17 protein-coding genes are annotated in these 19707 nt (G+C 75.5%); 9 read left to right on the top strand and 8 right to left on the bottom strand.

The genetic code is table 11. The annotated features are described in order from the left end of the window. The first annotated feature begins 6 nt into the window (after nt 1–6). From gltJ to ANAEK_RS17040, 3 genes are all read left to right on the top strand, one after another. Nucleotides 7–1839, top strand: a complete 1833-nt coding sequence (gene gltJ / locus ANAEK_RS17050) for an adventurous gliding motility protein GltJ (RefSeq protein WP_012527378.1) — start codon at nt 7–9, stop codon at nt 1837–1839. A 180-nt stretch (nt 1840–2019) separates the two neighbouring features. After that, complete coding sequence (locus tag ANAEK_RS17045) at nt 2020–3141, top strand: TIGR04552 family protein (protein ID WP_012527377.1); 1122 nt, start codon at nt 2020–2022, stop codon at nt 3139–3141. Beyond that, nucleotides 3138–3335: a hypothetical protein gene (locus ANAEK_RS17040; RefSeq protein ID WP_012527376.1), complete on the top strand. Its 198-nt coding sequence runs from the start codon at nt 3138–3140 to the stop codon at nt 3333–3335. The genes ANAEK_RS17045 and ANAEK_RS17040 overlap by 4 nt, the downstream gene beginning before the upstream one ends. Nucleotides 3336–3338: 3 nt before the next feature. On the opposite strand, the gene amrB is transcribed toward ANAEK_RS17040, so the two are convergent. After that, on the bottom strand, nt 3339–4238 hold the full coding sequence (gene amrB / locus ANAEK_RS17035; protein WP_012527375.1) for an AmmeMemoRadiSam system protein B: 900 nt from the start codon (nt 4236–4238) through the stop codon (nt 3339–3341). Nucleotides 4239–4251: 13 nt separating this feature from the next. Further along, nucleotides 4252–5904 (bottom strand): signal recognition particle protein, encoded by a 1653-nt coding sequence (gene ffh / locus ANAEK_RS17030; protein WP_012527374.1) that lies wholly within the window; start codon nt 5902–5904, stop codon nt 4252–4254. A 55-nt stretch (nt 5905–5959) separates the two neighbouring features. On the opposite strand from ffh, the gene ANAEK_RS17025 reads away from it, so the two are divergent. Beyond that, on the top strand, nt 5960–6421 hold the full coding sequence (locus ANAEK_RS17025) for a DUF2203 domain-containing protein (protein ID WP_232288254.1): 462 nt from the start codon (nt 5960–5962) through the stop codon (nt 6419–6421). On the opposite strand, the gene ANAEK_RS17020 is transcribed toward ANAEK_RS17025, so the two are convergent. The 3 genes from ANAEK_RS17020 to ANAEK_RS17010 form a co-directional block, all read right to left on the bottom strand. After that, nucleotides 6414–8435 carry a M48 family metallopeptidase gene (locus tag ANAEK_RS17020; RefSeq protein WP_012527372.1) on the bottom strand — a complete coding sequence of 674 codons (2022 nt, stop codon included), beginning with the start codon at nt 8433–8435 and terminating at the stop codon, nt 6414–6416. The two genes, ANAEK_RS17025 and ANAEK_RS17020, sit on opposite strands and share 8 nt — an antisense overlap. 3 nt (nt 8436–8438) lie before the next feature. Beyond that, complete coding sequence (locus tag ANAEK_RS17015; protein ID WP_012527371.1) at nt 8439–9020, bottom strand: LemA family protein; 582 nt, start codon at nt 9018–9020, stop codon at nt 8439–8441. Nucleotides 9021–9154: 134 nt separating this feature from the next. Beyond that, nucleotides 9155–10588, bottom strand: a complete 1434-nt coding sequence (locus tag ANAEK_RS17010; RefSeq protein ID WP_012527370.1) for a carboxypeptidase-like regulatory domain-containing protein — start codon at nt 10586–10588, stop codon at nt 9155–9157. A 340-nt stretch (nt 10589–10928) separates the two neighbouring features. Between ANAEK_RS17010 and ANAEK_RS17005 the strand changes: the two genes are divergently transcribed. Beyond that, a complete protein-coding gene (locus ANAEK_RS17005; RefSeq protein WP_012527369.1) occupies nt 10929–11132 on the top strand; it encodes a hypothetical protein in 204 nt (67 codons plus the stop codon). 148 nt (nt 11133–11280) lie between these two features. Next, entirely contained in the window at nt 11281–12879 is a 1599-nt protein-coding gene (locus ANAEK_RS17000) for an NAD(P)/FAD-dependent oxidoreductase (RefSeq protein WP_012527368.1), read from the top strand. On the opposite strand, the gene ANAEK_RS16995 is transcribed toward ANAEK_RS17000, so the two are convergent. Next, nucleotides 12815–13561 (bottom strand): tetratricopeptide repeat protein, encoded by a 747-nt coding sequence (locus tag ANAEK_RS16995; RefSeq protein WP_012527367.1) that lies wholly within the window; start codon nt 13559–13561, stop codon nt 12815–12817. The genes ANAEK_RS17000 and ANAEK_RS16995 overlap by 65 nt on opposite strands. Nucleotides 13562–13633: 72 nt before the next feature. After that, nucleotides 13634–15019 carry a cystathionine beta-synthase gene (locus ANAEK_RS16990; protein ID WP_012527366.1) on the bottom strand — a complete coding sequence of 462 codons (1386 nt, stop codon included), beginning with the start codon at nt 15017–15019 and terminating at the stop codon, nt 13634–13636. Nucleotides 15020–15229: 210 nt separating this feature from the next. Here ANAEK_RS16990 and ANAEK_RS16985 point away from each other — a divergent pair, with 210 nt between their 5' ends. Next, nucleotides 15230–15832 (top strand): DUF4440 domain-containing protein, encoded by a 603-nt coding sequence (locus ANAEK_RS16985; RefSeq protein WP_012527365.1) that lies wholly within the window; start codon nt 15230–15232, stop codon nt 15830–15832. A gap of 54 nt (nt 15833–15886) precedes the next feature. On the opposite strand, the gene ANAEK_RS16980 is transcribed toward ANAEK_RS16985, so the two are convergent. Beyond that, nucleotides 15887–18283, bottom strand: coding sequence for a multicopper oxidase family protein (locus tag ANAEK_RS16980; RefSeq protein WP_012527364.1), 2397 nt, complete (start codon nt 18281–18283; stop codon nt 15887–15889). A 406-nt stretch (nt 18284–18689) separates the two neighbouring features. On the opposite strand from ANAEK_RS16980, the gene ANAEK_RS16975 reads away from it, so the two are divergent. Together ANAEK_RS16975 and ANAEK_RS16970 are read left to right on the top strand one after the other, a co-directional pair. Beyond that, on the top strand, nt 18690–19097 hold the full coding sequence (locus ANAEK_RS16975; RefSeq protein WP_232288253.1) for a CBS domain-containing protein: 408 nt from the start codon (nt 18690–18692) through the stop codon (nt 19095–19097). 128 nt (nt 19098–19225) lie between these two features. Then, entirely contained in the window at nt 19226–19594 is a 369-nt protein-coding gene (locus ANAEK_RS16970) for a GFA family protein (protein WP_012527362.1), read from the top strand. The last annotated feature ends 113 nt before the right edge of the window (nt 19595–19707 follow it).

Genomic DNA, 19707 nt, shown 5'->3' with positions numbered 1-19707 from the left:
TGGCACATGAAATTCGGCTGCGATCGGTGTGACGCTCAGTACATGATCTCGGACGACAAGGTCGGTCCGAGCGGCGTCAAGGTACGCTGCAAGAAGTGCGGGAACGTGATCCGGGTCCGCCGGGCCGCGGAGAACGGCGCCGTGGCGCCGGAGACGCCCGCGTCCACGACGGCCGCGGCGGCCGGCGACGGGGGCGCCGGGACCCCGCCGCCCGGCGGCGGCACCGCGCCGGAGGGCGGGCTGGACGCCGAGCTGGGCCAGGCGTTCGACCACGCGTTCGGCGACACGCCGCCGGCCGGCGTGGCGGCGCCCGGGCAGGATCCCGACGCCACCCAGGAGACCACGCCGGAGGAGCAGGCGCGCCTCGCGGCCGCCTCCGCGGCGCCGGCGCCCGAGCTGCCCGCCACCGAGTGGTACGTGGCCATCGGGCAGGCGCAGGTGGGGCCGCTGCCGCTCCTCGAGGTGAAGAAGAAGTGGGAGGGCGGCGACGTCGGCCCCGACTCGCTGGTGTGGCGGCCCGGCATGGGCGACTGGGCGGCGGTGTCCGCGGTGCCGGACCTGGCCGCGTACCTCTCGCCGGTCCCGCGGGGCGCGCGCCCGTCGCGCACGCCGGCGCCGTTCGCGGCGTCCGCCTCGGCGGGGCGCGCCGCGCCGGAGCCCGCGCCGGCCGCGTCGCCGGTGCCGGGCGCGGACGTGGACTGGAAGCCGGTGGGCGCGTCCGCGCTCGCCGCGCTCGCCAGCGACGAGCTGGCCGCCCGCGCGCCCGAGCCGGCCGCGGCGCGGCCGTCGGCCGGCGGCGTGAAGTCGCTCATGGACTCGATGGACCTGCCGGACGGCGGCGGGGTGGATCCCACCGGCGCGGTGCCGCTGCCCATCAAGGCGCTCGAGACCACCGGCGAGAAGAAGATCGAGCGGCGCTCGTCGGTGGCGCGCGGCGCGGAGGAGCTGCGGAACCGCCGCTCCGCCTCGCGCGCGGCGGTGCTCGGCGCGGTGGCGACGGTGGCGGTGGTCGCGGCCGCGGGGGCCGGCTGGTGGATCCTCGGCCGCGCGCCGGCGAGCCAGGCCGCGCCCGCGCCGGTCGCGACCGCGGCCCGCCCGGAGCCTGCCCCGGCCCCGCCCGCCGCGCAGCCCGCGGCGGCGCCGGCGCCGACGCCGCCGCCCACGCCGGCCGCCGAGCCGGTGGTCGCGAAGGCAGACGCGCCTCCGGCCGCCGCCGAGCCCGCGCCCGCGGCGGCCGCCGAGCCCGCCAAGGCGGCGCCGGCGCCCGAGCCGGCGCGCAAGGTCGCGGAGGCGCCCGCGCGGCGCGAGCCCGCCCCGGCGCGCCCGGCGCGGCGCGAGGCGCCGGAGCGCGCGGTGCGCGAGCCCACCCGCGTCGCCAAGGCGGAGCCCACCCGCGTCGCGAAGGCCGACGCTGCGCCGGCGCCCGCGCCGCGGAAGCGCGACTCCGTCCTCGACTTCGAGAGCAACGACGCCGCGCTGGACGCGGCGCTCGGCGGCACCAAGCCCGGCGCACGCTCCGTGTACGTGCCGCCCGCGCCCGGCGGCGGCGCGCTGCCGGACCGCGTCTCCGACTCGCAGGTGAACGAGACCATCCTCGGCCGCGTCTCCTCGCTGCAGCAGTGCGTGCAGGAGCAGAAGACGCGGGATCCGGCCGCGTCCGGCGTGCTGAAGATGCGCTGGGCCATCGCCCCCGACGGGTCGGTGCAGAACGCCAAGTGCGCCACGCCGGAGTACGCCTCGGGCCCGCTCGCCCAGTGCCTGTCGGGCGTGCTCCGGGGCACGAAGTTCCCGAGGTCGAAGAGCGGCCGCTCCGACGTGACGTTCCCGATCAAGTTCTAGCGGCCGATCGACGTTCACGAACAGGCGGGGATCCGCCGGACCTCGGACGGGCTCGGGGCCGGCGGGCGCTGCTCGTGGCGGCAGGCGGCCGCTCGCGTGCGGCCATCGGTGCCTTGACCCGGCCACCCCGCGCTGACATCTTCAGCCTCGCCGTTCGCGCCCCGCGACCTCCGAGGAGAGATGCCCTTCGAGCTGAAGCAGCCGAAGCAGCCGTCCGTCCCGGGCGCTCTCTACCGCCCGCTCGAGGAGATGGGGCTGGCCGAGCTGGAGGCGCTGCGGCTCGTGCTGCGCGGCGGGTCGGTGGTGGACTGGCGCCGCCTGGACTTCACCACCGCCGCCGAGGTGGACGAGTTCCTCGGCCTGAACCTGTTCGACCTGGAGGACCCGCGGGACGAGCGCCGCCTGCGCGCCATCCTGGGCCAGGCGGTCGAGTACCTGCGGCACGCGTTCGGCTACCGGGTGGCCGACCCCGTGGCCATGCCGGACGACGTGCGGGACCTGTTCCTGCTCGCCTCCGGCGTCGCCGAGCCGCGGAAGTACCGGCGCATCGCCTGCGTGGTGCTCAAGGTGATGCACGTGATCCACCACCTGGAGGCGCGCGAGCTGCTGTTCCGCACGCCCACCCGGGAGAGCGACCTCTCGGAGCGGGTGGACCGCCGCATCATGGGCGAGGCGGCCCGCATGCGGGCCGGGGGGATGCCCATCCTCGAGTTCGCCGGGAGCGTGAAGGCGCGCGGCTCGCTGGTGACGAAGCTCATCGCGAAGAAGGAGTCGGTGGCGGCGCAGATCTTCGACCGGGTGCGCTACCGGATCGTCACCGAGACCCCGGAGCAGATCGCGCCGGTGGTGCTGCACCTCACCCGGACGCTGTTCCCGTTCAACTACACCGTCCCGGGCCAGACGCAGAACAGCCTGGTCCGCTTCGTGGACCTGCTGAAGCGCCACCCGCGCGGCGCCGAGATCGGCGGCCAGCTGCAGCTCCCGCCGGACCTGGAGCGGCGCGATCCCTCCGAGCCGCGCAACGAGTTCAGCGGCCGCGGCTACCGGGTGCTGAACTTCGTGGTGGACCTGCCGGTCCGCATCGACGACCTCCTGCCGCCGCTCGATCCCATGGCGGACGAGCTGGGGCGGATCGTGTTCTCGCTGGTGGAGTTCCAGGTGGTGGATCGCGCGACCGCGATCGCGAACGAGGCGGGCGACTCGTCGCACGAGCGGTACAAGCGCCGGCAGCTCAAGCGCGTGCTCCGGCGCCTCTCGCGCGGCCTGGTGGTGCCGAAGCGCAGACGGCGAGGTGGATCATGAGGGAGCCGACCAAGAACAGCCCGCAGGACCGCGGCGAGGTCGTCATCGCCGGCGAGTGCCAGGTGTGCGGCGCCGAGGGGGACACGATCGCCGTGCCCGGCGCGCCCGCGCCGAACGCCTTCTGCCCGCGCTGCGCCATCGAGTACGGCGAGGCGGCGGGCGAGGAGGACGCCCGCGGGGGCGACGAGGGCTAGCCGTCAGCCGGCGGCCGCGGCGAAGGACACCGAGTCGACGCCGTCGGTCCACTGCTGGTAGTGGAGCAGCCGCGCGCCGGCGCCGGCCGCGCGGAGCGCCGCGTAGATCGGCGCGATGCCGCAGAGCCGCCGGCGCGCGCCGTCGCGGACCGCGTCGCGGTGGAAGCCCGCCGCGTCCCCGGCCTCCACGTAGCGGAGCGTGCGCCGGTCCGCCGCCGCGAGCGCCGCCAGCTCGGCCGGCGCGGGCGGCCGCGCGTCGCCGTAGAGGGGGCCGACGTGGGCGAGGTCGGCGGCCGCCACCCAGCACACCCGGCGCCCCGCCACCGCGCGGCCGAGCGCGCCGAGGAACGGCGCGGTCGCGGCGGCCGGGTCGGCGAGGTGGCCGATGGCGGAGCAGAGCACCGGCAGCACGGTGAACGGCCGGCGCAGCCGGTGGGCCAGGATCACCGCCTGCAGCTCCACCGAGTGCTCGTCGCGGTGCACGAGCTCGTCCCCGAGCAGCGCGTCCTCGCCGAGCGTCGTGCAGAGCGCGTCCACCAGCGCGCGGTCGGTGCGGACCGGCCCGAGCGGCGTGCCGTAGTCGAGGCGGGTGAGCGTGAACGGGCGCGGCGGGGTGGCGTGGGCGGTGCCGAAGATCACGAACAGGTCGGCCCGGCTCGCCTCGAGCGCCCGGTACGCGTGCGCGTAGCCGGCGGCGCCGCGCGCGTAGTCGATGTGCGGCGCCACCACCACGCCGGGGGGCGCGGGCGGCGCGGCCGGGGCGCCGGCAGGGAGCGCCAGCCAGCGGTCGAGCGCGCGGCGGAGCGCGCCGGGGGCGTCGGGGTAGACCGCGCCGGCGCAGGCGGGCGGGCGGAACGGCGCCGCGCGGTACGTCGAGAGCGCGCGCTGGCGGGGCAGGTCCACCACGCGCTCCGGCTCAGCGGCGGCCCTTCTTCCGGCCCTTCTTGCGCGCCTGGCGCTCGGCCTTGCGCTTCTTCTTGCGGGCCTCGCGCTCCTTCGCGCTCTCGAGCGCGATCGGCTCGGGCGCGTAGCCCATCATCCGGGCGCGGGCCATGGCGCCGGCCGACATGGGCGGCGTGTAGCCCTTGGGCAGCCCGGCCATCTGCGCGGCCATCCGCGGGTCCACCAGGCCGCCCTGCATGGCGCGCTCGACCGCGTCGGCGTCGGCGCCGAGCACGTCCTCCATGCCCTTGCCCTGCATCTTGCGGAGCTGCATGAGCTGCTTCACGCCGGGCAGCCGCGCCAGCAGGCCGGGCGCGGACCCCACCTGCTTCATCACGCCGCGCATCGCGTTGTACTGCTTGAGCAGGTCGCGGACGTCCTTCTCGGTGCGGCCGGCACCCTTCGCGATGCGCTTCACGCGCTGGTCGGTGATGGAGTCCGGGCGGAGCCGCTCGGCCTGCGTCATCGAGTCGACCATCGCCACGATGCGCGTGAGGGCGGAGTCGTCGAACTGGAAGTTCTCGGGAAGCTCCCCGAACATCGGGAACTTCTCCATGAGCTCGCCGAGCGGGCCCATCTTCCGGACCATCCGGATCTGGTTGACGAAGTCCTCGAGCGTGAAGTCGCCGGAGAGGATCTTCTGCGCCTCGGCCTCGGCGGTCTCCTCGTCGACGTGCTGCTCGAAGTCCTTCACCAGGCCGACGATGTCGCCGAAGCCCAGGATGCGGGAGGCGAGCCCCTCGGGCCGGAACTCCTCGAGGCGGTCGAGCGCCTCGCCCATGCCGAGGAACTTGATGGGCTTGCCGGTGACCTCCTTGATCGAGAGCGCCGCGCCGCCGCGGGCGTCGCCGTCGAGCTTGGTCAGGATGAAGCCGTCGATGGCGAGGCGCCGGTCGAACTCGGTCGCGGTCTTCACCGCGTCCTGGCCGATCATGGCGTCGGCGACGAGCAGGATGTTCTCGGGCGCGACGTTCGCCTTGATGTTCTCGAGCTCGGTCATCAGCTCGTCGTCGATGGCGAGCCGGCCGGCGGTGTCGTAGATGACCGCGTTGCGGTGCTCGCGCTGCGCCGCCTCGAACGCGTGGCGGCACATGTCCGGCGGCGAGACGCCCGGCTCGTGGAACACCGGCACGCCGAGCCGCTCGCCCAGCACCTTGAGCTGGTCCACGGCGGCGGGGCGGTACACGTCCGCCGCCACCAGCATGACCTGCTTGCCGTCCTTGAGGAGGCGGTTCGCGATCTTGCCGGCCGTCGTCGTCTTGCCGGAGCCCTGCAGGCCGACCATCATGATGCCGGTGGGGCGGCCGCGCTCGCCCTGGCGGAGCGAGGTGTCCACCGGGCCCATCAGCGCCTCGAGCTCGTCGTGGCAGATCTTGACGAAGTGGTCCTGGGGCGTGACGCGGAGCTGCCCCTTCTCCGTCTTCACCTTCGTCTCGACCACCTCGCCGATGGCCTTCTCGCGGACGCGGGCGACGAACCGCTTCACCACGTCGAACGAGACGTCGGCCTCGAGCAGGGAGACGCGGATGTCGCGGAGCGCGTCGTCCACGACCTCCGGGGTGATCTCGGTGCGCCCCTTCAGCTTGTTGCGGGCAGCCTTGAAGCCCTTGGATACGGTCTCGAGCACTCGGCGTGATCCTTTCGGCCCTGGTCGGGCCACGCGCCGCGCTTATAACACGGAGATGACGAGGTTTCCGCCCATGGACGAGGGCCCCCGGTACTTCACCGTCGAGGAGGCGAACGACCTCGTGTCCGACCTCGAGATCGAGTTCGGGCGGGTCGCCCAGGTGCGCGCCGACATGGTCGCGTGCGTGGAGGCGCTGGGCGGCGCAGAGGTCGCGATGGCCGTCCTGCAGCGGGGCGAGCCGGGCCCGGCCGGGCACGGGGAGGACGCGCAGCGGCTGCGCGCGCTCGCCGACCAGCTCGGCGCGGCGGTGGAGCGCATCAACGGCCTCGGGTGCCTGGTGAAGGACCTCGAGGCCGGCCTCGTGGACTTCTACTCGCTCCAGGACGGCGAGCCGGTGTTCCTGTGCTGGCAGTTCGGGGAGCCGGCGGTGTCGCACTGGCACCCGGTGGACGCGGGGTTCGCCGCCCGGCAGCCGATCGAGGGCGTGACGGTCCGGCCGCCCACGTTCTTCAACTGAGCGGGGTCCCCAGGGCGCCCGCCCCCGGCGCGGCGGCCGCCTCCAGCCCGGGCGGAAAGGGTAGGCCGAGCGAGGCAGCGACCGCCCGGACCAGCTCGGCCTCGTCCGCGGTCACCCGCCCGTCGGCCCGGACCACGGCCGAGCACGCCTCCAGCGTCGCGGACTTCACTGAAGGTGACGCCGCGTCGAGCCGGTCGAGCGCGATCTCGAGGCGCCCGAGCCCGAGCCGCTCGCGCGGGAGGACCCGCCACGGCCCGCGCGCGCCGAGCGCCCGCGCGCCCGCGTCGAGCGCGGCCTGCGCCGCGGACGCGTCGCGCCCGCCGGTCCACGCCAGGCACGAGAGCAGCTCCAGGCACTCCGGCCCGGCCTCCTCGACGGTGCGCAGGAGCGCCCGCGGCGGCGCGCCGGCGCCGCGGGAGAGGCGCCGCAGGACGGCGCGGAGCACGGCCAGCTCGTAGGGCGACACGGCGCGGTCCGCGGCGGCGAGCGCGCGGAGGTCGGCGGCGAGCGCGGTGCCCTGCGCCGGCGAGAGCGCGTCGAGCGCCGGGAGCGCCAGCGCGAGGAGCGCGTTGAGGGCGGTGCGATCCAGCCCCGAGAGCGCGGGGAGGAGCCGCTCCACCTCGGCACGGAGCGCCCGGTCGTTCCGCTCGAGGTACGCGAGCTGCGCCGCGCGCACGGGCGCAGCCGCGTCCACGAGCAGCGCGCAGGCGAGGCCGCGCGCGCCGAACGGCTCGCGCGCCGCCGCCGCGAGCGAGGGCGGAAGGCCCGAGAGCAGCCCGGCCGCGCGGGGGAGGTGGTCCGCCCGGAGCGCGGACGCGGGCGGCGCCGACGTTGGCTCCGCCGGTCCGCCCGCGAGCCCCGCCACGCCGGCGCGGGCCGGCGCCTGCGCAGAGGCCGGGGCCGCCGCAGGGCGGGGCGGCGACGCCCCCGCGGAGGCCGCCGCGGCGCGGGGAAGGGGGGCGCCGGCGAGGTGCGGCGCGATCCGGCGGATGCGCTCCTCGATGGGCGGGTGCGTGGAGAACAGGCCGGCGAGGAGGCCGCCCGAGGCGCGCGCGAAGAACAGGTGCGCCGCCTCGGCGACGTGCGGCCCGGACACCGCCGACCCCTCCGCCGCGATCTTCCGGAGCGCGCCCGCCAGGCCGTCCGGGTTGCGCGTGAACTGCACCGCCGACGCGTCCGCCAGCCACTCGCGCTGCCGCGCCACCGCGAAGCGGACCAGCCGGCCGCACAGGCTGCCCATGGCGCCGGCGACGAGCAGCCCCAGCCCGACCAGCGCGATGGCGCCGCGGTTGCGATCGCGCGAGCGGCGCGGTCCGGAGTCGACGTCGAGGAGCAGCCGCCCGAGCAGCGTCAGGAACCCGAGCCCGCCCACCGCCGCCATGAGCCGCAGGTCGATGCGCGTGTCCGCGTTCAGCACGTGCGACAGCTCGTGGGCCACCACGCCCTGCAGCTCGTCGCGGGTGAGCCGCTCCAGCGCGCCACGCGTCACCGCCACCACGCTGTGACCGGGCGTGTAGCCCGCCGCGAACGCGTTGATGCCGGCCTCGCCGCGGAGCACGTAGAGCCGCGGCACCGGCATGCCGGCGGCGAGGGCCATCTCCTCGGTCACGTTGACGAGGCGCCGCTCGGCGGGATCCTGGGTGGCGCGGTCCACCGGCGTGCCGCCCAGCAGCTCGGCCACCGCGGCGCCGCCGCCCGCCGAGAGCCGCACCGCGTGCCACGCGCCGCCCACCCCGGTGATCGCGCCGACGCCGAGCGCGGTGAGCGCGAGCAGGCCGGGCTGGAGGAGCGGCGGGCCGTACACCGCGCCGGATCCGTCCACCGCCCACCCGCCGCCGCCCGCGCCGGCGCCCAGCCCGAGCGCCACGGCGAGCGCGAGGTAGACCACCGCGATCACGGCGACGAGCGCCACCGCGAACGCGATCACGAGGACGGTGGTGCGCCGGCGGGCGTTCCGCTGGGCGGCGAAGAAGTCCAGCGTGGCCCGCCCGGCGGGCGGGGCCTGGGCGGCCATCGGCTAGAACTGCACCCGCACCGGCTCCCGCTCGGCGGCGACCTGCACCTCGAACGCGGTCGCGGGCGGGAAGCCGCCGGCGAGCAGCACGCCGGGGAACGTCTCGCGGGCGTTGTTGTACGCCATCACCGCGTCGTTGTAGGCCTGGCGCGCGAACGCGATCCGGTTCTCGGTGGAGGTCAGCTCCTCCTGCAGCGCCAGCATGTTCTGGTTGGCCTTCAGGTCCGGGTACGCCTCGGCGACGGCCATGAAGCGGGTCAGCACCCCGGCGAGCGCGCCCTCCGCGCCCGACAGCGCGGCCATCGCCGCCGGGTCGCCGGGGTTCGCCGCGGCGGCACGGGCCGCGGCGGCGGCGCCGTTCCGAGCCGCGACGACGGCCTCGAGCGTCTCGCGCTCGTGCTTCAGGTAGCCCTTGGCCGTCTCGACCAGGTTCGGGATGAGGTCGTACCGACGCTTGAGCTGGACGTCGATCTGGCTGAACGCGTTCTTGTACGCGTTCCGCCGCGTGACGAGCCCGTTGTAGATGCCGACGGCGGCGAGCGCCACCAGCACCACGAGCCCGAGCAGCACGAGCACCACGGCCATGGGTTCCCTCCTGGCGCAGCGGACGCACCGCGCGCGAACCGGAGGATGCCACAGCCGCGGGGTGGGAGGGGGTGAGACGCGCGCGGCGGCACCGGGACCGGGAGCCCGGTGCCGCGCGCGCGGCGGCCGCCGGGCTACGGGGCCGCAGGCGGGAGGTAGGTGAACACGCCGAGGAGGTCCTCGGTGCGCGACACGGCCATGCCGGCGTTGTCGTACGCGGTCACGCGCACCTGGTAGGTGCGGCCCGGCTCGAGCGCCACGCCGGCGTAGGTCGCGGAGGTGACCGCGGCGCCGAGGCGCGCCGGGGCCCACACCGGCGTGCCGAGCGAGTCGAAGACCACCACGTCGTAGCCGCCGACGGCGGACGGGTAGTCCAGCCAGTCGAACATCGGGGTGGCGGAGTCGGTGACCAGGGTCTCGCCCACGGTCCCGGTGGACGGGGAGATCCCGGGGTCGGCGAAGCTCAACGCGCCGGTGATCTTGAACGCGCCCGGCGCGCTGGTCATGACGCCGTTCTCCACCAGCACCTCGACCGGCGCGGTGCCGCCGATCCCGGAGACGTCGCGGATGTAGCCGTCGGTCCCGAACGCCGCGAGCACGGTGTACTCGCCGTCCGGCACGCCGGGGACGTTGAAGTTGGTCCCGGTGGCGTTCGTCAGCCGCACGACCAGGCCCGGGGGCGACTCGCCGCGGTCGAGCTCGACGTCGTAGGTGGCGCGGACCACCAGCACCACCGTGGTGTCGAGCGCGGCCGGCTGGTTCTGGCCGGTCGGCTGGATGTTGCCGGTCACCGCGGCGGCGGCGCGGTTCTTCACCACCAGATCCACCAGCCGGTCCTCGAGGTCGGTGAGCCCGGCCACCGGCGCCGGCTGGTAGTTCACGCCCTGCGTGTAGCCCTGCACCGTCCAGTCGCCGGCCGGCACGTTGAAGATGACGTAGTCGCCCGAGGCGTCCGCGACGCCGGTGCGGACCGTGCCGTCGGTGCGCTCGGCCACGACCAGCGCGCCGGCGGTGGCCTGCGCGGCGTTGCCGTGGAGGCGCCCGGTGCCCGCGCCGGCGGTCGGATCGAGGCCGACGTCGGTGAGCGAGGACGCCACCACCCACTGCGTGGTGGCCGCGTTCACCTCCGTCGCCGCCGAGAGGTCGACGGGCACCGCCGAGCGGATGCCGGACGGGAAGGTGGCGAACCCGTCGGCGTCGGCGCGCAGCGTCACGTGCCCGGAGACCGGCGCGAGGTTGGCGTCGCGCTCGGCCGGCACCTGCACCGAGTAGGCGCCGGTCGCGTCGGTGGTGGCAGCGGAGCCGACCGGCGCGCCGTTCACGTCGAGCGGGACCACGCGCGCGCCCTCGATCGGCCCGGCGTCCAGGCCGAGCGACAGGTCGTACACCACCCCGGTGATCACCACCGGCGACGCGCAGCGCGTGCCGACGCCCTGGACCACCTCGCAGACCAGCCCGTCGGCGCAGGCCGCCGGATCCGTCGGGTTGCAGTTCGGGTCCTTCTTGTCGGAGCCGCCGCCGCAGGCGGTGGCCGTGGCGACGGCGGCGAGGAGGAGGAGGCGCTTCATCGAGATGCTCCTTCGTGGAGGGGGAGGCGTGTCGCCGGAACGTGGGACACGCGCGATCGCGCAGTAGACCCCCGCGCTCCGGCGCAGGCCACCTGCGAATTCGGCGACGGCGTGCGTCGTCCGGGCGAGAGGTGGGCGCGCGGAGCACCTCGGCGGCGGCCCCGGCGGTCGTCGCCCCTGATGCTGCGCCCGGCCAGCGCGCGCCCGCCCCCTGCCGCGGCGCGCCGTGGGGGCGCAAGCGGACGTTCACGGACGGCGCGGTTGCGGCGGCGAGACCCGGCGGACATGGGCCTCGGGTCGCCCCGATCCCCGGGGCGGCGAGGAGCGGAAGGAGCCTCCCATGAAGCTGCTGTTCCGCGCCGCCACGGCGCTCGCGCTGCTCGGGCTCGCGTCGCCGGCGTTCCCGTGCGGCGAGAAGAAGACCACCACGGCCACGGCCACCGACGCGAAGGCGAAGACCACCGCCGTCGCCAAGGCCGAGAAGAAGGCGCAGCCGAAGACCGCGCAGGCGCCCTCCGAGAAGCCGGTCAAGGCCGCGAACTGATCGCGCCCTCCGCTCGCGGCTCGACGGGCTCGGCCCGAGCGGCTTCGAGGAGCCCAGCCGTGGCGCCCGGGCGCCCGCCCCCCGCATCGCCCGGGGCGCGGCGCCCGGTGCGGTTGCGGCCGGCGGCCCGCCCGCCTACCACCGCGGGATGGAGCCGTTCGACCTGGTGGTGGTGGGCGGCGGGCACAACGGGCTCGTGGCGGCCGCCTACGCCGCGCGCGCGGGCCAGCGGACGCTGGTGCTGGAGGCGCTCGACCGCCTCGGCGGCGCGAGCGGCGGCGACGAGCCGTGGCCGGGCTTCCGCGTCTCCACGGCCGCGTACGTGGTCAGCCTGTTCCGCCCCGAGATCGTCCGCGAGCTCGACCTCGCCCGCCACGGCTACGCGGTGCTGCCGCGGGACCCGTCCTCGTTCACGCCGCTCCCCGACGGCCGCTCGCTCCTGCTCGGCCCGGACCCGGCGCTGAACCAGCGCGAGATCGCGAAGTTCTCCCGGCGCGACGCCGAGCGCTTCCCGCGCTACGAGGCGCTGCTCGACCGGCTGGCGCGCGCCGTCGAGCCGTCGCTGCTCGAGCCGCCGCCGGATCCGTTCTCCGGCCGGCCCGGCGACCTGTGGCGGCTGGCGCGCACCGGCTGGCGGCTCTTGCGCCTCGGCAAGGACGGCCCGCGCGCGCTCGAGGTGCTGCTCGGGGCCGCGCGCCCCATCCTCGAGCGCTGGTTCGAGTCGGAGCCGCTCCGCGCCACGCTCGCCACCGACGCCATCATCGGCGCGATGGCCTCGCCCTCCACGCCGGGCACGGCGTACGTGCTGTTCCACCACGTGATGGGCGAGGTGAACGGCGCGCGCGGCGTCTGGGGCTACGTGCGCGGCGGCATGGGCGCGCTCGCCGCCGCACTGGCGGGCGCGGCACGCGCGGCCGGGGCGGAGGTTCGCACCGGCGCCCGGGTGGCGCGGGTGCGGGTGCGCGGCGGCCGGGCGGACGGGGTGGTGCTGGCGGACGGCACCGAGATCGCGGCCCGGCGCGTCGCCTCGTCGGTGGACGCGCGGCGCACGCTGCTCGGGATGGTGGGGGCGGAGCACCTCGCGCCGGAGGTGGCGGAGGCGGTGGGCGCGATCGACTACGCGAGCGCCTCGCTCAAGATCAACCTGGCGCTCTCCGAGCTCCCGCGCTTCCCGGCGGCGCCGCACGCGGGCGCCACGCCGGGCCCGCACCACCGCGGCACCATCCACATCTCGCCGACGCTCGACCACCTCGAGCGCGCGTTCGCCGACGCCGTGGCGGGCCGGCCATCCCAGGAGCCGGTGCTGGAGTGCACCATCCCCTCCGCGGTGGACCCGGCGGTCGCGCCGGCGGGCCGCCACCTCATGTCGATGTTCGTGCAGTACGCGCCGTACCGGCTGGCCGAGGGCTCCTGGGACGCGCTCAAGGAGCCGTTCGCGGATCGCTGCGTGGCGCTCCTCGACCGCTACGCGCCCGGCTTCGCCGCCTCGGTGCTGCACCGCGAGGTGCTCTCGCCGCTCGACCTGGAGCGGCGCTTCGGGCTCACCGGCGGGAACATCTTCCAGGGCGCGATGACGCCGGCGCAGCTGCTCTTCCTGCGGCCGTTCCCCGGCGGCGGTGGCTACCGCACGCCGGTGCCCGGCCTGTACCTGTGCGGCGCCGCCACGCACCCGGGCGGCGGGGTCATGGGCGCGTGCGGCCGGAACGCGGCGCGCGAGATCCTGCGGGACGCGCGGCGGGGGCGGTGACGCGCGCCGGCGGCCGCCGCGGCGCCGCGCCCCCGAGCACCGTCCGGGCCTCCGCGGCCAGGCCGGCGGCCTTCGGCTCGCCCTTGCGCGCGGCCGCGAGCAGGAACGGCGCGGCCCGCGCGCGATCCCGCGGCGCGCCCATGCGGCCGAACCAGTAGGCCTGGCCGACCAGCAGCGCCGCGCCGGCGTGCCCCTGCGTGGCGGCGCGCCGGAGCCAGCGCAGCGCGCCCGCGTCGTCGCGCGGCACGCCGGCGGCGCCCTGGCGCAGGCAGAGCGCGAGGTCCACCATCGCCTGGACCACGCCGGCCGAGGCCGCGCGGCGGAACAGGCGGATCGCGGTCGCGCGATCCCGCGGCGCGCCCTCGCCGTGCAGCAGCGCGCCGGCCAGGCTGGCGATGGCCTCGGCCTTCCCGCGCCGCGCCGCCTCGGAGAACCAGCGCACCGCGCCCTCGAGATCCCGCGGGCCGCCGCGGCCGTCGCGGAGCAGCTCGCCCAGCGCGGCCATCGCGTCCGCGAGCCCGGCCTTCGCCGCCGCCTCGTACGCGCGCCGGGCGGCGGCGTGGTCGCGCGGCGGGTCGCGCTCCAGCGAGCGGGCCAGCGAGAGCGCGGCGCGGGCGTCGCCGGCGCGCACGCGGGTGCGCAGCGCGGCGCGGCGTGCCAGCAGCTCGGCGCGCGGGTCCATCGCGCCATGGTGCCACGGGGCCGGGCGGCCCGCGAATCCGCGCCGGAGCTGGGCCGAGGCGGCCGGGGGCGGTCAGCGGGCGACGCGGCGCCGGAGCGCGCCCAGGACGTCCATGCGCGTGACCAGGCCGACGAAGCGGCCGGCGTCCATCACGATGGGCACCAGGCCCGCCGCGAACATCGGCAGGAGCGCCTGGAACGGCGTCGCGGGCGTCACCGTCTCGAGCCGGGTGGTCATGACGTCGCGGACCGGCAGCGACAGGCGGGACGGGTCGTCCACCGCGGCGAGCAGCAGGTCGGACTCGTCCACGATGCCCACCACGCGCCCGTCCTCCACCACCGGCAGCTGCGAGACGTCGTTCGCCTTCATGCGGTTCAGCGCGACGAGCAGCGGGTCACCGGGGCCGGCGGTCACCACCGCGCGGTCGGCGAAGCGGCGGGTGACGAGATCGGTGAGGTCGCCCACGGTGGGCCGGTCCGACAGCCCCTGCTCCAGCATCCAGAGGTCGTCGAACATCTTCGACAGGTACTTGTTGCCCGAGTCGCACACGAGCGTGCAGACGCGGAGCGGCCGGTCCGCGGCGCGGCAGTGGCGCAGCGCGGCCGCGAGCAGCGTGCCGGTGGACGAGCCGGCCAGGATGCCCTCGGCGCGGAGCAGGGCCCGCGCCGTCTCCAGGCTCTCGCGATCCGGGATCCGGTACGCCCGCCGGACGCGCGAGAGGTCGGCGACCGGCGGCAGGAAGTCCTCGCCGATGCCCTCCACCAGCCAGCTCCCCGCCGCTCCGATCGTGCCGGTCTCGACGTAGCCGGCGAGCACCGAGCCCTCCGGGTCGGCCAGCACCATCTCGCAGCCGGGGACCGCCTTCGCCAGGTGGCGCGAGAGGCCGGTGAGCGTGCCGCCCGAGCCGACGCCGCACACCATCGCATCGAGCCGGCCGTCGAGCTGCGCGACGATCTCCGGGCCGGTGCCGGACTCGTGCGCCGCCGGGTTGGCCGGGTTCGCGAACTGGTTGACGTAGAACGCGCCCTCCTCGCGCGCGATCCGCTCGGCCTGGTCCTGGTAGTACTCCGGGTGGCCCTTGCCCACGTCGGAGCGCGTCATCACCACCTCGGCGCCGAGCGCCTTGAGGTGCAGGATCTTCTCGCGGCTCATCTTGTCGGGGATGACCAGCGTCAGCCGGTACCCGCGCTGCGCGGCCACCAGCGCGAGGCCGAGCCCGGTGTTGCCCGCGGTCGCCTCCACCAGATGACGGCGGTCGCCGCCCAGGCTCCCATCGCGCTCGGCCGCCGCGATCATCGACAGGCCGATGCGGTCCTTGATCGAGCCGCCCGGGTTCGCGCTCTCGAGCTTCAGGAACAGCTCGCACGGCCCGGTGTCGAGGTGGCGCACGCGGACCATGGGCGTCGCGCCGATGAGCTCGAGCGCGCCGGCGGCGGGGGGCGGGGCGGGGAGGGGCATGCAGCGGCTCATCCGTCATATTGGATGACCTGTCAAGGCGGGTGCCCGCGAGGGAGCGAGCGGCGTTCCGCCCAGGGAGCGGCCGGCGCGGCGTCGTGCCGCCGTCCTTGGCGAGGCCGCCCCGCCCGGGCGAGCGCAGCCGCCACGCCGGAGGAGGATGTTGCCGGGGCGCCGCGCCCCGCGCGGCCCACGAACCCACGAGGAGGAACCATGATCCGGATCGCGCTCCTGCTGACCGTCGCACTCACCGCCGCCGCCGCCGCCGCGCAGGAGAAGACGGCGCCACCGCCCGGCGCGGATCCCATGGCCGCGTGGAAGCCGAACAAGGTCGCGCGCGAGGCCGCCGACCGGAAGGAGATCCTCGCGCTCATGAAGGCGATGGACGCCGCCGGGGTGAACGGCGACGTCGAGGCCGCGGCGACGCTCGTGCACTTCCCGGTGCTCATGGCGACCGACGACGCGAAGGGCCAGGGGAGCGCCGAGGCGTGGACCCGCGAGCAGTGGCTCGAGGTGATGAAGCCCATGTACGCGAAGCCGATGTCCGACGCGAAGGTGACGCACAACCCGACCATCCACCTGGTGAGCGACTCGCTCGCGCTGGTGGGCGACACCTGGTCGATGACCATGGGCAAGAAGAAGATGGCCGGGCGCAGCGCCGCGATGCTGGTGCGGGTGGACGGGAGCTGGCGCTTCGCCGCGATGATGGAGAGCGGCTGGGGCGACATGCCGGGGATGGACTCGGCCGCGGCCGGCGGCGCCGCCGGCAAGGAGCCGCCCGCCGGCGAGAAGGAGCCGCCCGCCGGCGGGAAGTGAGCCGTGCGGCGCAGGGCCGGCCCCGGGATGGCGCCGGCCCCCCGCCGCGCACCGTCAGTAGTCCTCGCCCATCACGTAGCTCCGGCTGGCGCCGGGGATGGGCAGGATCGTGTCCGGCCGCATCATCTCGTTGTCCTCGTGGTCGATGATGTGGCAGTGCCACACGTAGTTGAACGCGCCGCCCTGGCCGCTCGGGTCGAACGGGAACGCGGCGGTCGTGCCGACGTCGGCGCTGGTCGGCGCCCAGCGGACCACGAACCGCGTCACCGTGCCCGGCGGCACCTGCACCGTGTCCTTCCAGCCGCGCTCCTGCGCCGTGGCCGGCACCGGCACGTTCTTCAGGAACCGGGTGACGTCGGGGTTGCCGCCGAGCTTGCCGGGCGTGCCGGTGTCGTAATGCAGCGGCGGACCGTACCCCGGGCAGTAGGCGCCGGCGGTGCACACGTTCATGCCCACCATGCGCGGCTGGCCGGTGTCGGGGTCGTTCACCTGCGGGAACGCCGCCGCGTACGCCGCCGAGTACTTCGGCACGTCGAGCGCCTGCCGGTTGAGGAGCTGGAACTGCACCAGGTGCAGGTGGATGGGGTGCGAGTCGGCGGTCAGGTTCGCGATCTCCCACAGCTCCGTCTCGCCCTCCGCCGGCAGCTCGGAGTAGCGGAGCCCGCCGGCGGCGAGCTGGGTGAAGTCGCCGCGGTAGGCGGTGCCCGAGGCCGGGTCGTTGCGCGCCGAGGCGCCGCTCCACTTCGTGTTGTTGACCAGGATCTCGAGCGGGCCGCCCGGGTACGCGGTCATCACGCCGTCGATCGGGTTCACCGCGTTCACCGGCATGCCCATCACCTCGTTCAGCGTGAGGAGGCGCGTCCTCTGCGCGGTCACGCCGGCGCCGAGCGTCCCGGTGCCGAAGGACACGAGCGGCTTCACCGCGCTCGCGCCGCTGCGGATCGTGGGATCGACCGCCGGGTTCCAGCCGATCCCGCCGGCGCCGCACTGCGCCGGAGCCGGAGGACAGGCCACCCGGAACTGCATCACCTGCGAGAGGCCGCCCGCCGGCGTCGCGCCGCCGGGGTAGGGCGTCTTCGCGACGTTCTTGAGCACGAGCGTCGTGCCCACCGGCTGGCCGCCGAAGTCGATCACGACCTCGTAGCGCTCCCCGGGCATGGTCACGAGCCGCTGCGGGGCGGGCTTCAGGGCGGTCGGGTCGATCTTCTGCGCCGCGTCCACGTAGCCGCCGTCGGTGCCGATGATCCACATCGAGGGCCCGTTGACCTTGGTCTTCGGGTTGGTGAGGAACAGCTCGTAGGTGCGCGCGTTCGAGCCGTTCACGAACAGGAAGCGGTAGCGCTTCGGCTCGACCTCCAGGTACGGCCACACCGTCCCGTTCACGAGCAGCGTGTCGCCCACGAACTCCGGGTTCCAGTACGGGTGCTCGGGGTTGAGCGCCCAGAGGAGGCCGCCCTTCGTGCCGGCGGTGAAGAACAGCTCGCCGGTGGTGTCGAACATGCGGTCCTGGAGGATGAGCGGGACGATGTTCGCCGGGTTCTCCAGGCCGGCGGGGAGCTGCTGATCGGGATCGACGAGCACGTACCCGCCGGCCAGGCCGGCGTAGACGTTCAGGCGCGTCGCGCCCAGCGTGTGGTCGTGGAACCAGAGCGGGCCGGCCTCCTGCGTGTTCGGGTACCGGTAGACGGTCTCGTTCGGCGCCGGTGAGAACAGCGGGCTCGCGTACCAGGTCGGCCCGTTCATCATGCCGGTGCTGGTGAACCAGGAGTCCGGGCTGCCGTCGAGCTCGGCGGGGATCTCGCCGCCGTGGAGGTGCGGCGCCGCCGGGATCCCCATGGCGCCGTTCGCGTCGCGGTACGGGTACGTGCACACGTCGCGGAGCGCGGGCGGCATGTCGGACATGCACATCTGCATGTTCGCGTCGGCCCAGTGGAGCGTCTGGTCCACGCTGTCGGAGTACGCGATCACGTGCGTGCCGAGCGGGTTCGTCGAGATGGGATCGGGCGAGGCGGGGAGCGCGTTCACGTAGCGGACCGTGGTGGGCGCGCCACGGGTCGCCACGATCACCGGGCCGAGGTAGGTGTCCTGCGGGAGCGCGCCGGCCGCGGGACATCCGCCCAGCCGGTATCCCCAGGTCCAGGTGGCGGGCCGCTGCCCGGGGGCGAAGGTGCCGGTGGGGAGCACGTTCGTCTGGAACTCGCACATGTGGACGGCGAGCGGCGTCTCGCCGTCGTCCACCACGGTCGCGATGCGCGGGTACGCCGACCAGAGCGGCTCCGCGCTGGCCGAGAGCACCGGCAGCCGATCCACGAACGACGGGATGGCCTTCGGCGGGAGCGGCGTCTGCGGCGTGAGCGATGCGGACGGCAGCGGCTGTGCGGCGACCGGTGGCGACGCCCCCGAGACGACGGCGAGGATCGACAGCGCCAGGACGATGCGGATGCGGACCATGGTTTCCCCCCTGCGTGGACATGGCTCGGCCGCTCACCTCGCCCGGGGCGAGGTGACTGGATGCGAGACTGGTTCGGCTCCCCCCCGTCGCGACCGGCCCCCGCCGACTCCCCGCTCGCTCGCTCGGAACGTGAACGGCCGAGCCTTCTCGCACACCTGCTCACAGACCCCGGGGGAGGCCAGATGTCGCAGCGGGGCCGCGCGAACGCCCTGGACCCGGTGGGGGGGCGACGGGGTCGCAACCCCGCGGATCCCGGAGGGCCTCTTTACTGTCCGTGATGGCGCAGCCCTGATGGGGCTACCGGATCGACCGACGGGCGACCGCGCGCCCGACCATTGCCGCCCGCGCGGGCATCCGCACCGTCATCCACGGGGGAGGAGGCAAACCATGCGGGTGGAACAGGCGATGAGCCGTGCGACGGGCTGCCGGGAGAACGACTCGGTGCGCGACTGCGCGGAGCTGATGAGGGACGAGGAGATCGGGTTCGTGCCGGTGTGCAACGACGCCGGCGAGCCGGTGGGGGCGATCACCGATCGCGACCTCGCCATCCGTGTGCTCGCGGAGGGGCGCACGGCCGACGAGCAGGTGTCGAGCTGCATGACGCGGGAGGTGGTGGCCTGCCGGCTCGGCGACGACCTGAGGGACGCGGAGCAGCTCATGCGGCAGCGCCAGCTGTCGCGCGTGATGGTGTGCGACGACGACGGCCGGCTCCGCGGCGTGATCAGCCTGGCCGACATCGCCGAGGTCGAGAGCGAGCGCTCCATCGGCGACACGGTGCAGGCGGTGAAGAGCGATCAGGCGTCGATCCACTGAGTGGAGCATCGGCGCGCGGCGCGGCGGAACCGCCCCCGGGGCGGCCGCCGCGCCGTGATCGCGATGACGGTCCGTGAACGCCCGCATTCGGTGAGCGCCCGCGTCCCGACGTCTGATATGGGTCGCGCATGCCAGACACGCAGACCTACACCGGCGGCTGCCACTGCGGCGCCGTTCGCTACCAGGTCGACCTGAAGCTCGACGGCGCGATCTCCTGCAACTGCTCCATCTGCTCGAGGACCGGCACGCTCCTCGCGTTCGCGCCGGCGGCCGCGTTCCGGCTCGAGCGCGGCGACGACGCGGTCACCGACTACCAGTTCGGCAAGCGGCGCATCCACCACCTGTTCTGCCGCCACTGCGGCGTCCGCTCGTTCTCGCGCGGCGCCATGCCCGACGGCACGCCCATGGTCGCGCTGAACGTCCGCTGCCTCGACGGCGTGGACCTCGCGACCGTGCCGGTGAAGCCCTACGACGGGCGGAGCATCCCGATCGACTGAGGGCCGAGCCGGCGCGCCCGAGGCGCCGGCCTTCGCGCCACCCGCACCGATCGCGGCTTCTTCGTCCCCACGCCCTCGCGCGCGACGCTGTTCTTCCGCACGTTCCTGCCCTG

Source organism: Anaeromyxobacter sp. K, from assembly GCF_000020805.1.
GTDB classification, from domain to species: domain Bacteria; phylum Myxococcota; class Myxococcia; order Myxococcales; family Anaeromyxobacteraceae; genus Anaeromyxobacter; species Anaeromyxobacter dehalogenans.
The sequence above is the reverse complement of the archived record's forward strand: the minus strand, read 5'-3'. Positions and strand labels throughout refer to the sequence as shown.

Excerpts from the sequence above, each read along its gene's own strand:
- ANAEK_RS17025 (WP_232288254.1), top strand. The coding sequence starts at position 5,960 with ATGACGAGGTTTCCGCCCATGGACGAGGGCCCCCGGTACTTCACCGTC.
- ANAEK_RS16975 (WP_232288253.1), top strand. The coding sequence starts at position 18,690 with ATGAGCCGTGCGACGGGCTGCCGGGAGAACGACTCGGTGCGCGACTGC.
- gltJ (WP_012527378.1), top strand. The coding sequence starts at position 7 with ATGAAATTCGGCTGCGATCGGTGTGACGCTCAGTACATGATCTCGGAC.
- ANAEK_RS17010 (WP_012527370.1), bottom strand. The coding sequence starts at position 10,588 with ATGAAGCGCCTCCTCCTCCTCGCCGCCGTCGCCACGGCCACCGCCTGC.
- ANAEK_RS17040 (WP_012527376.1), top strand. The coding sequence starts at position 3,138 with ATGAGGGAGCCGACCAAGAACAGCCCGCAGGACCGCGGCGAGGTCGTC.
- ANAEK_RS17020 (WP_012527372.1), bottom strand. The coding sequence starts at position 8,435 with ATGGCCGCCCAGGCCCCGCCCGCCGGGCGGGCCACGCTGGACTTCTTC.
- ANAEK_RS16990 (WP_012527366.1), bottom strand. The coding sequence starts at position 15,019 with ATGCCCCTCCCCGCCCCGCCCCCCGCCGCCGGCGCGCTCGAGCTCATC.
- ANAEK_RS17000 (WP_012527368.1), top strand. The coding sequence starts at position 11,281 with ATGGAGCCGTTCGACCTGGTGGTGGTGGGCGGCGGGCACAACGGGCTC.
- ANAEK_RS16995 (WP_012527367.1), bottom strand. The coding sequence starts at position 13,561 with ATGGACCCGCGCGCCGAGCTGCTGGCACGCCGCGCCGCGCTGCGCACC.
- ANAEK_RS17015 (WP_012527371.1), bottom strand. The coding sequence starts at position 9,020 with ATGGCCGTGGTGCTCGTGCTGCTCGGGCTCGTGGTGCTGGTGGCGCTC.
- ANAEK_RS17005 (WP_012527369.1), top strand. The coding sequence starts at position 10,929 with ATGAAGCTGCTGTTCCGCGCCGCCACGGCGCTCGCGCTGCTCGGGCTC.
- ANAEK_RS17045 (WP_012527377.1), top strand. The coding sequence starts at position 2,020 with ATGCCCTTCGAGCTGAAGCAGCCGAAGCAGCCGTCCGTCCCGGGCGCT.
- ANAEK_RS16980 (WP_012527364.1), bottom strand. The coding sequence starts at position 18,283 with ATGGTCCGCATCCGCATCGTCCTGGCGCTGTCGATCCTCGCCGTCGTC.
- ANAEK_RS16970 (WP_012527362.1), top strand. The coding sequence starts at position 19,226 with ATGCCAGACACGCAGACCTACACCGGCGGCTGCCACTGCGGCGCCGTT.
- ANAEK_RS16985 (WP_012527365.1), top strand. The coding sequence starts at position 15,230 with ATGATCCGGATCGCGCTCCTGCTGACCGTCGCACTCACCGCCGCCGCC.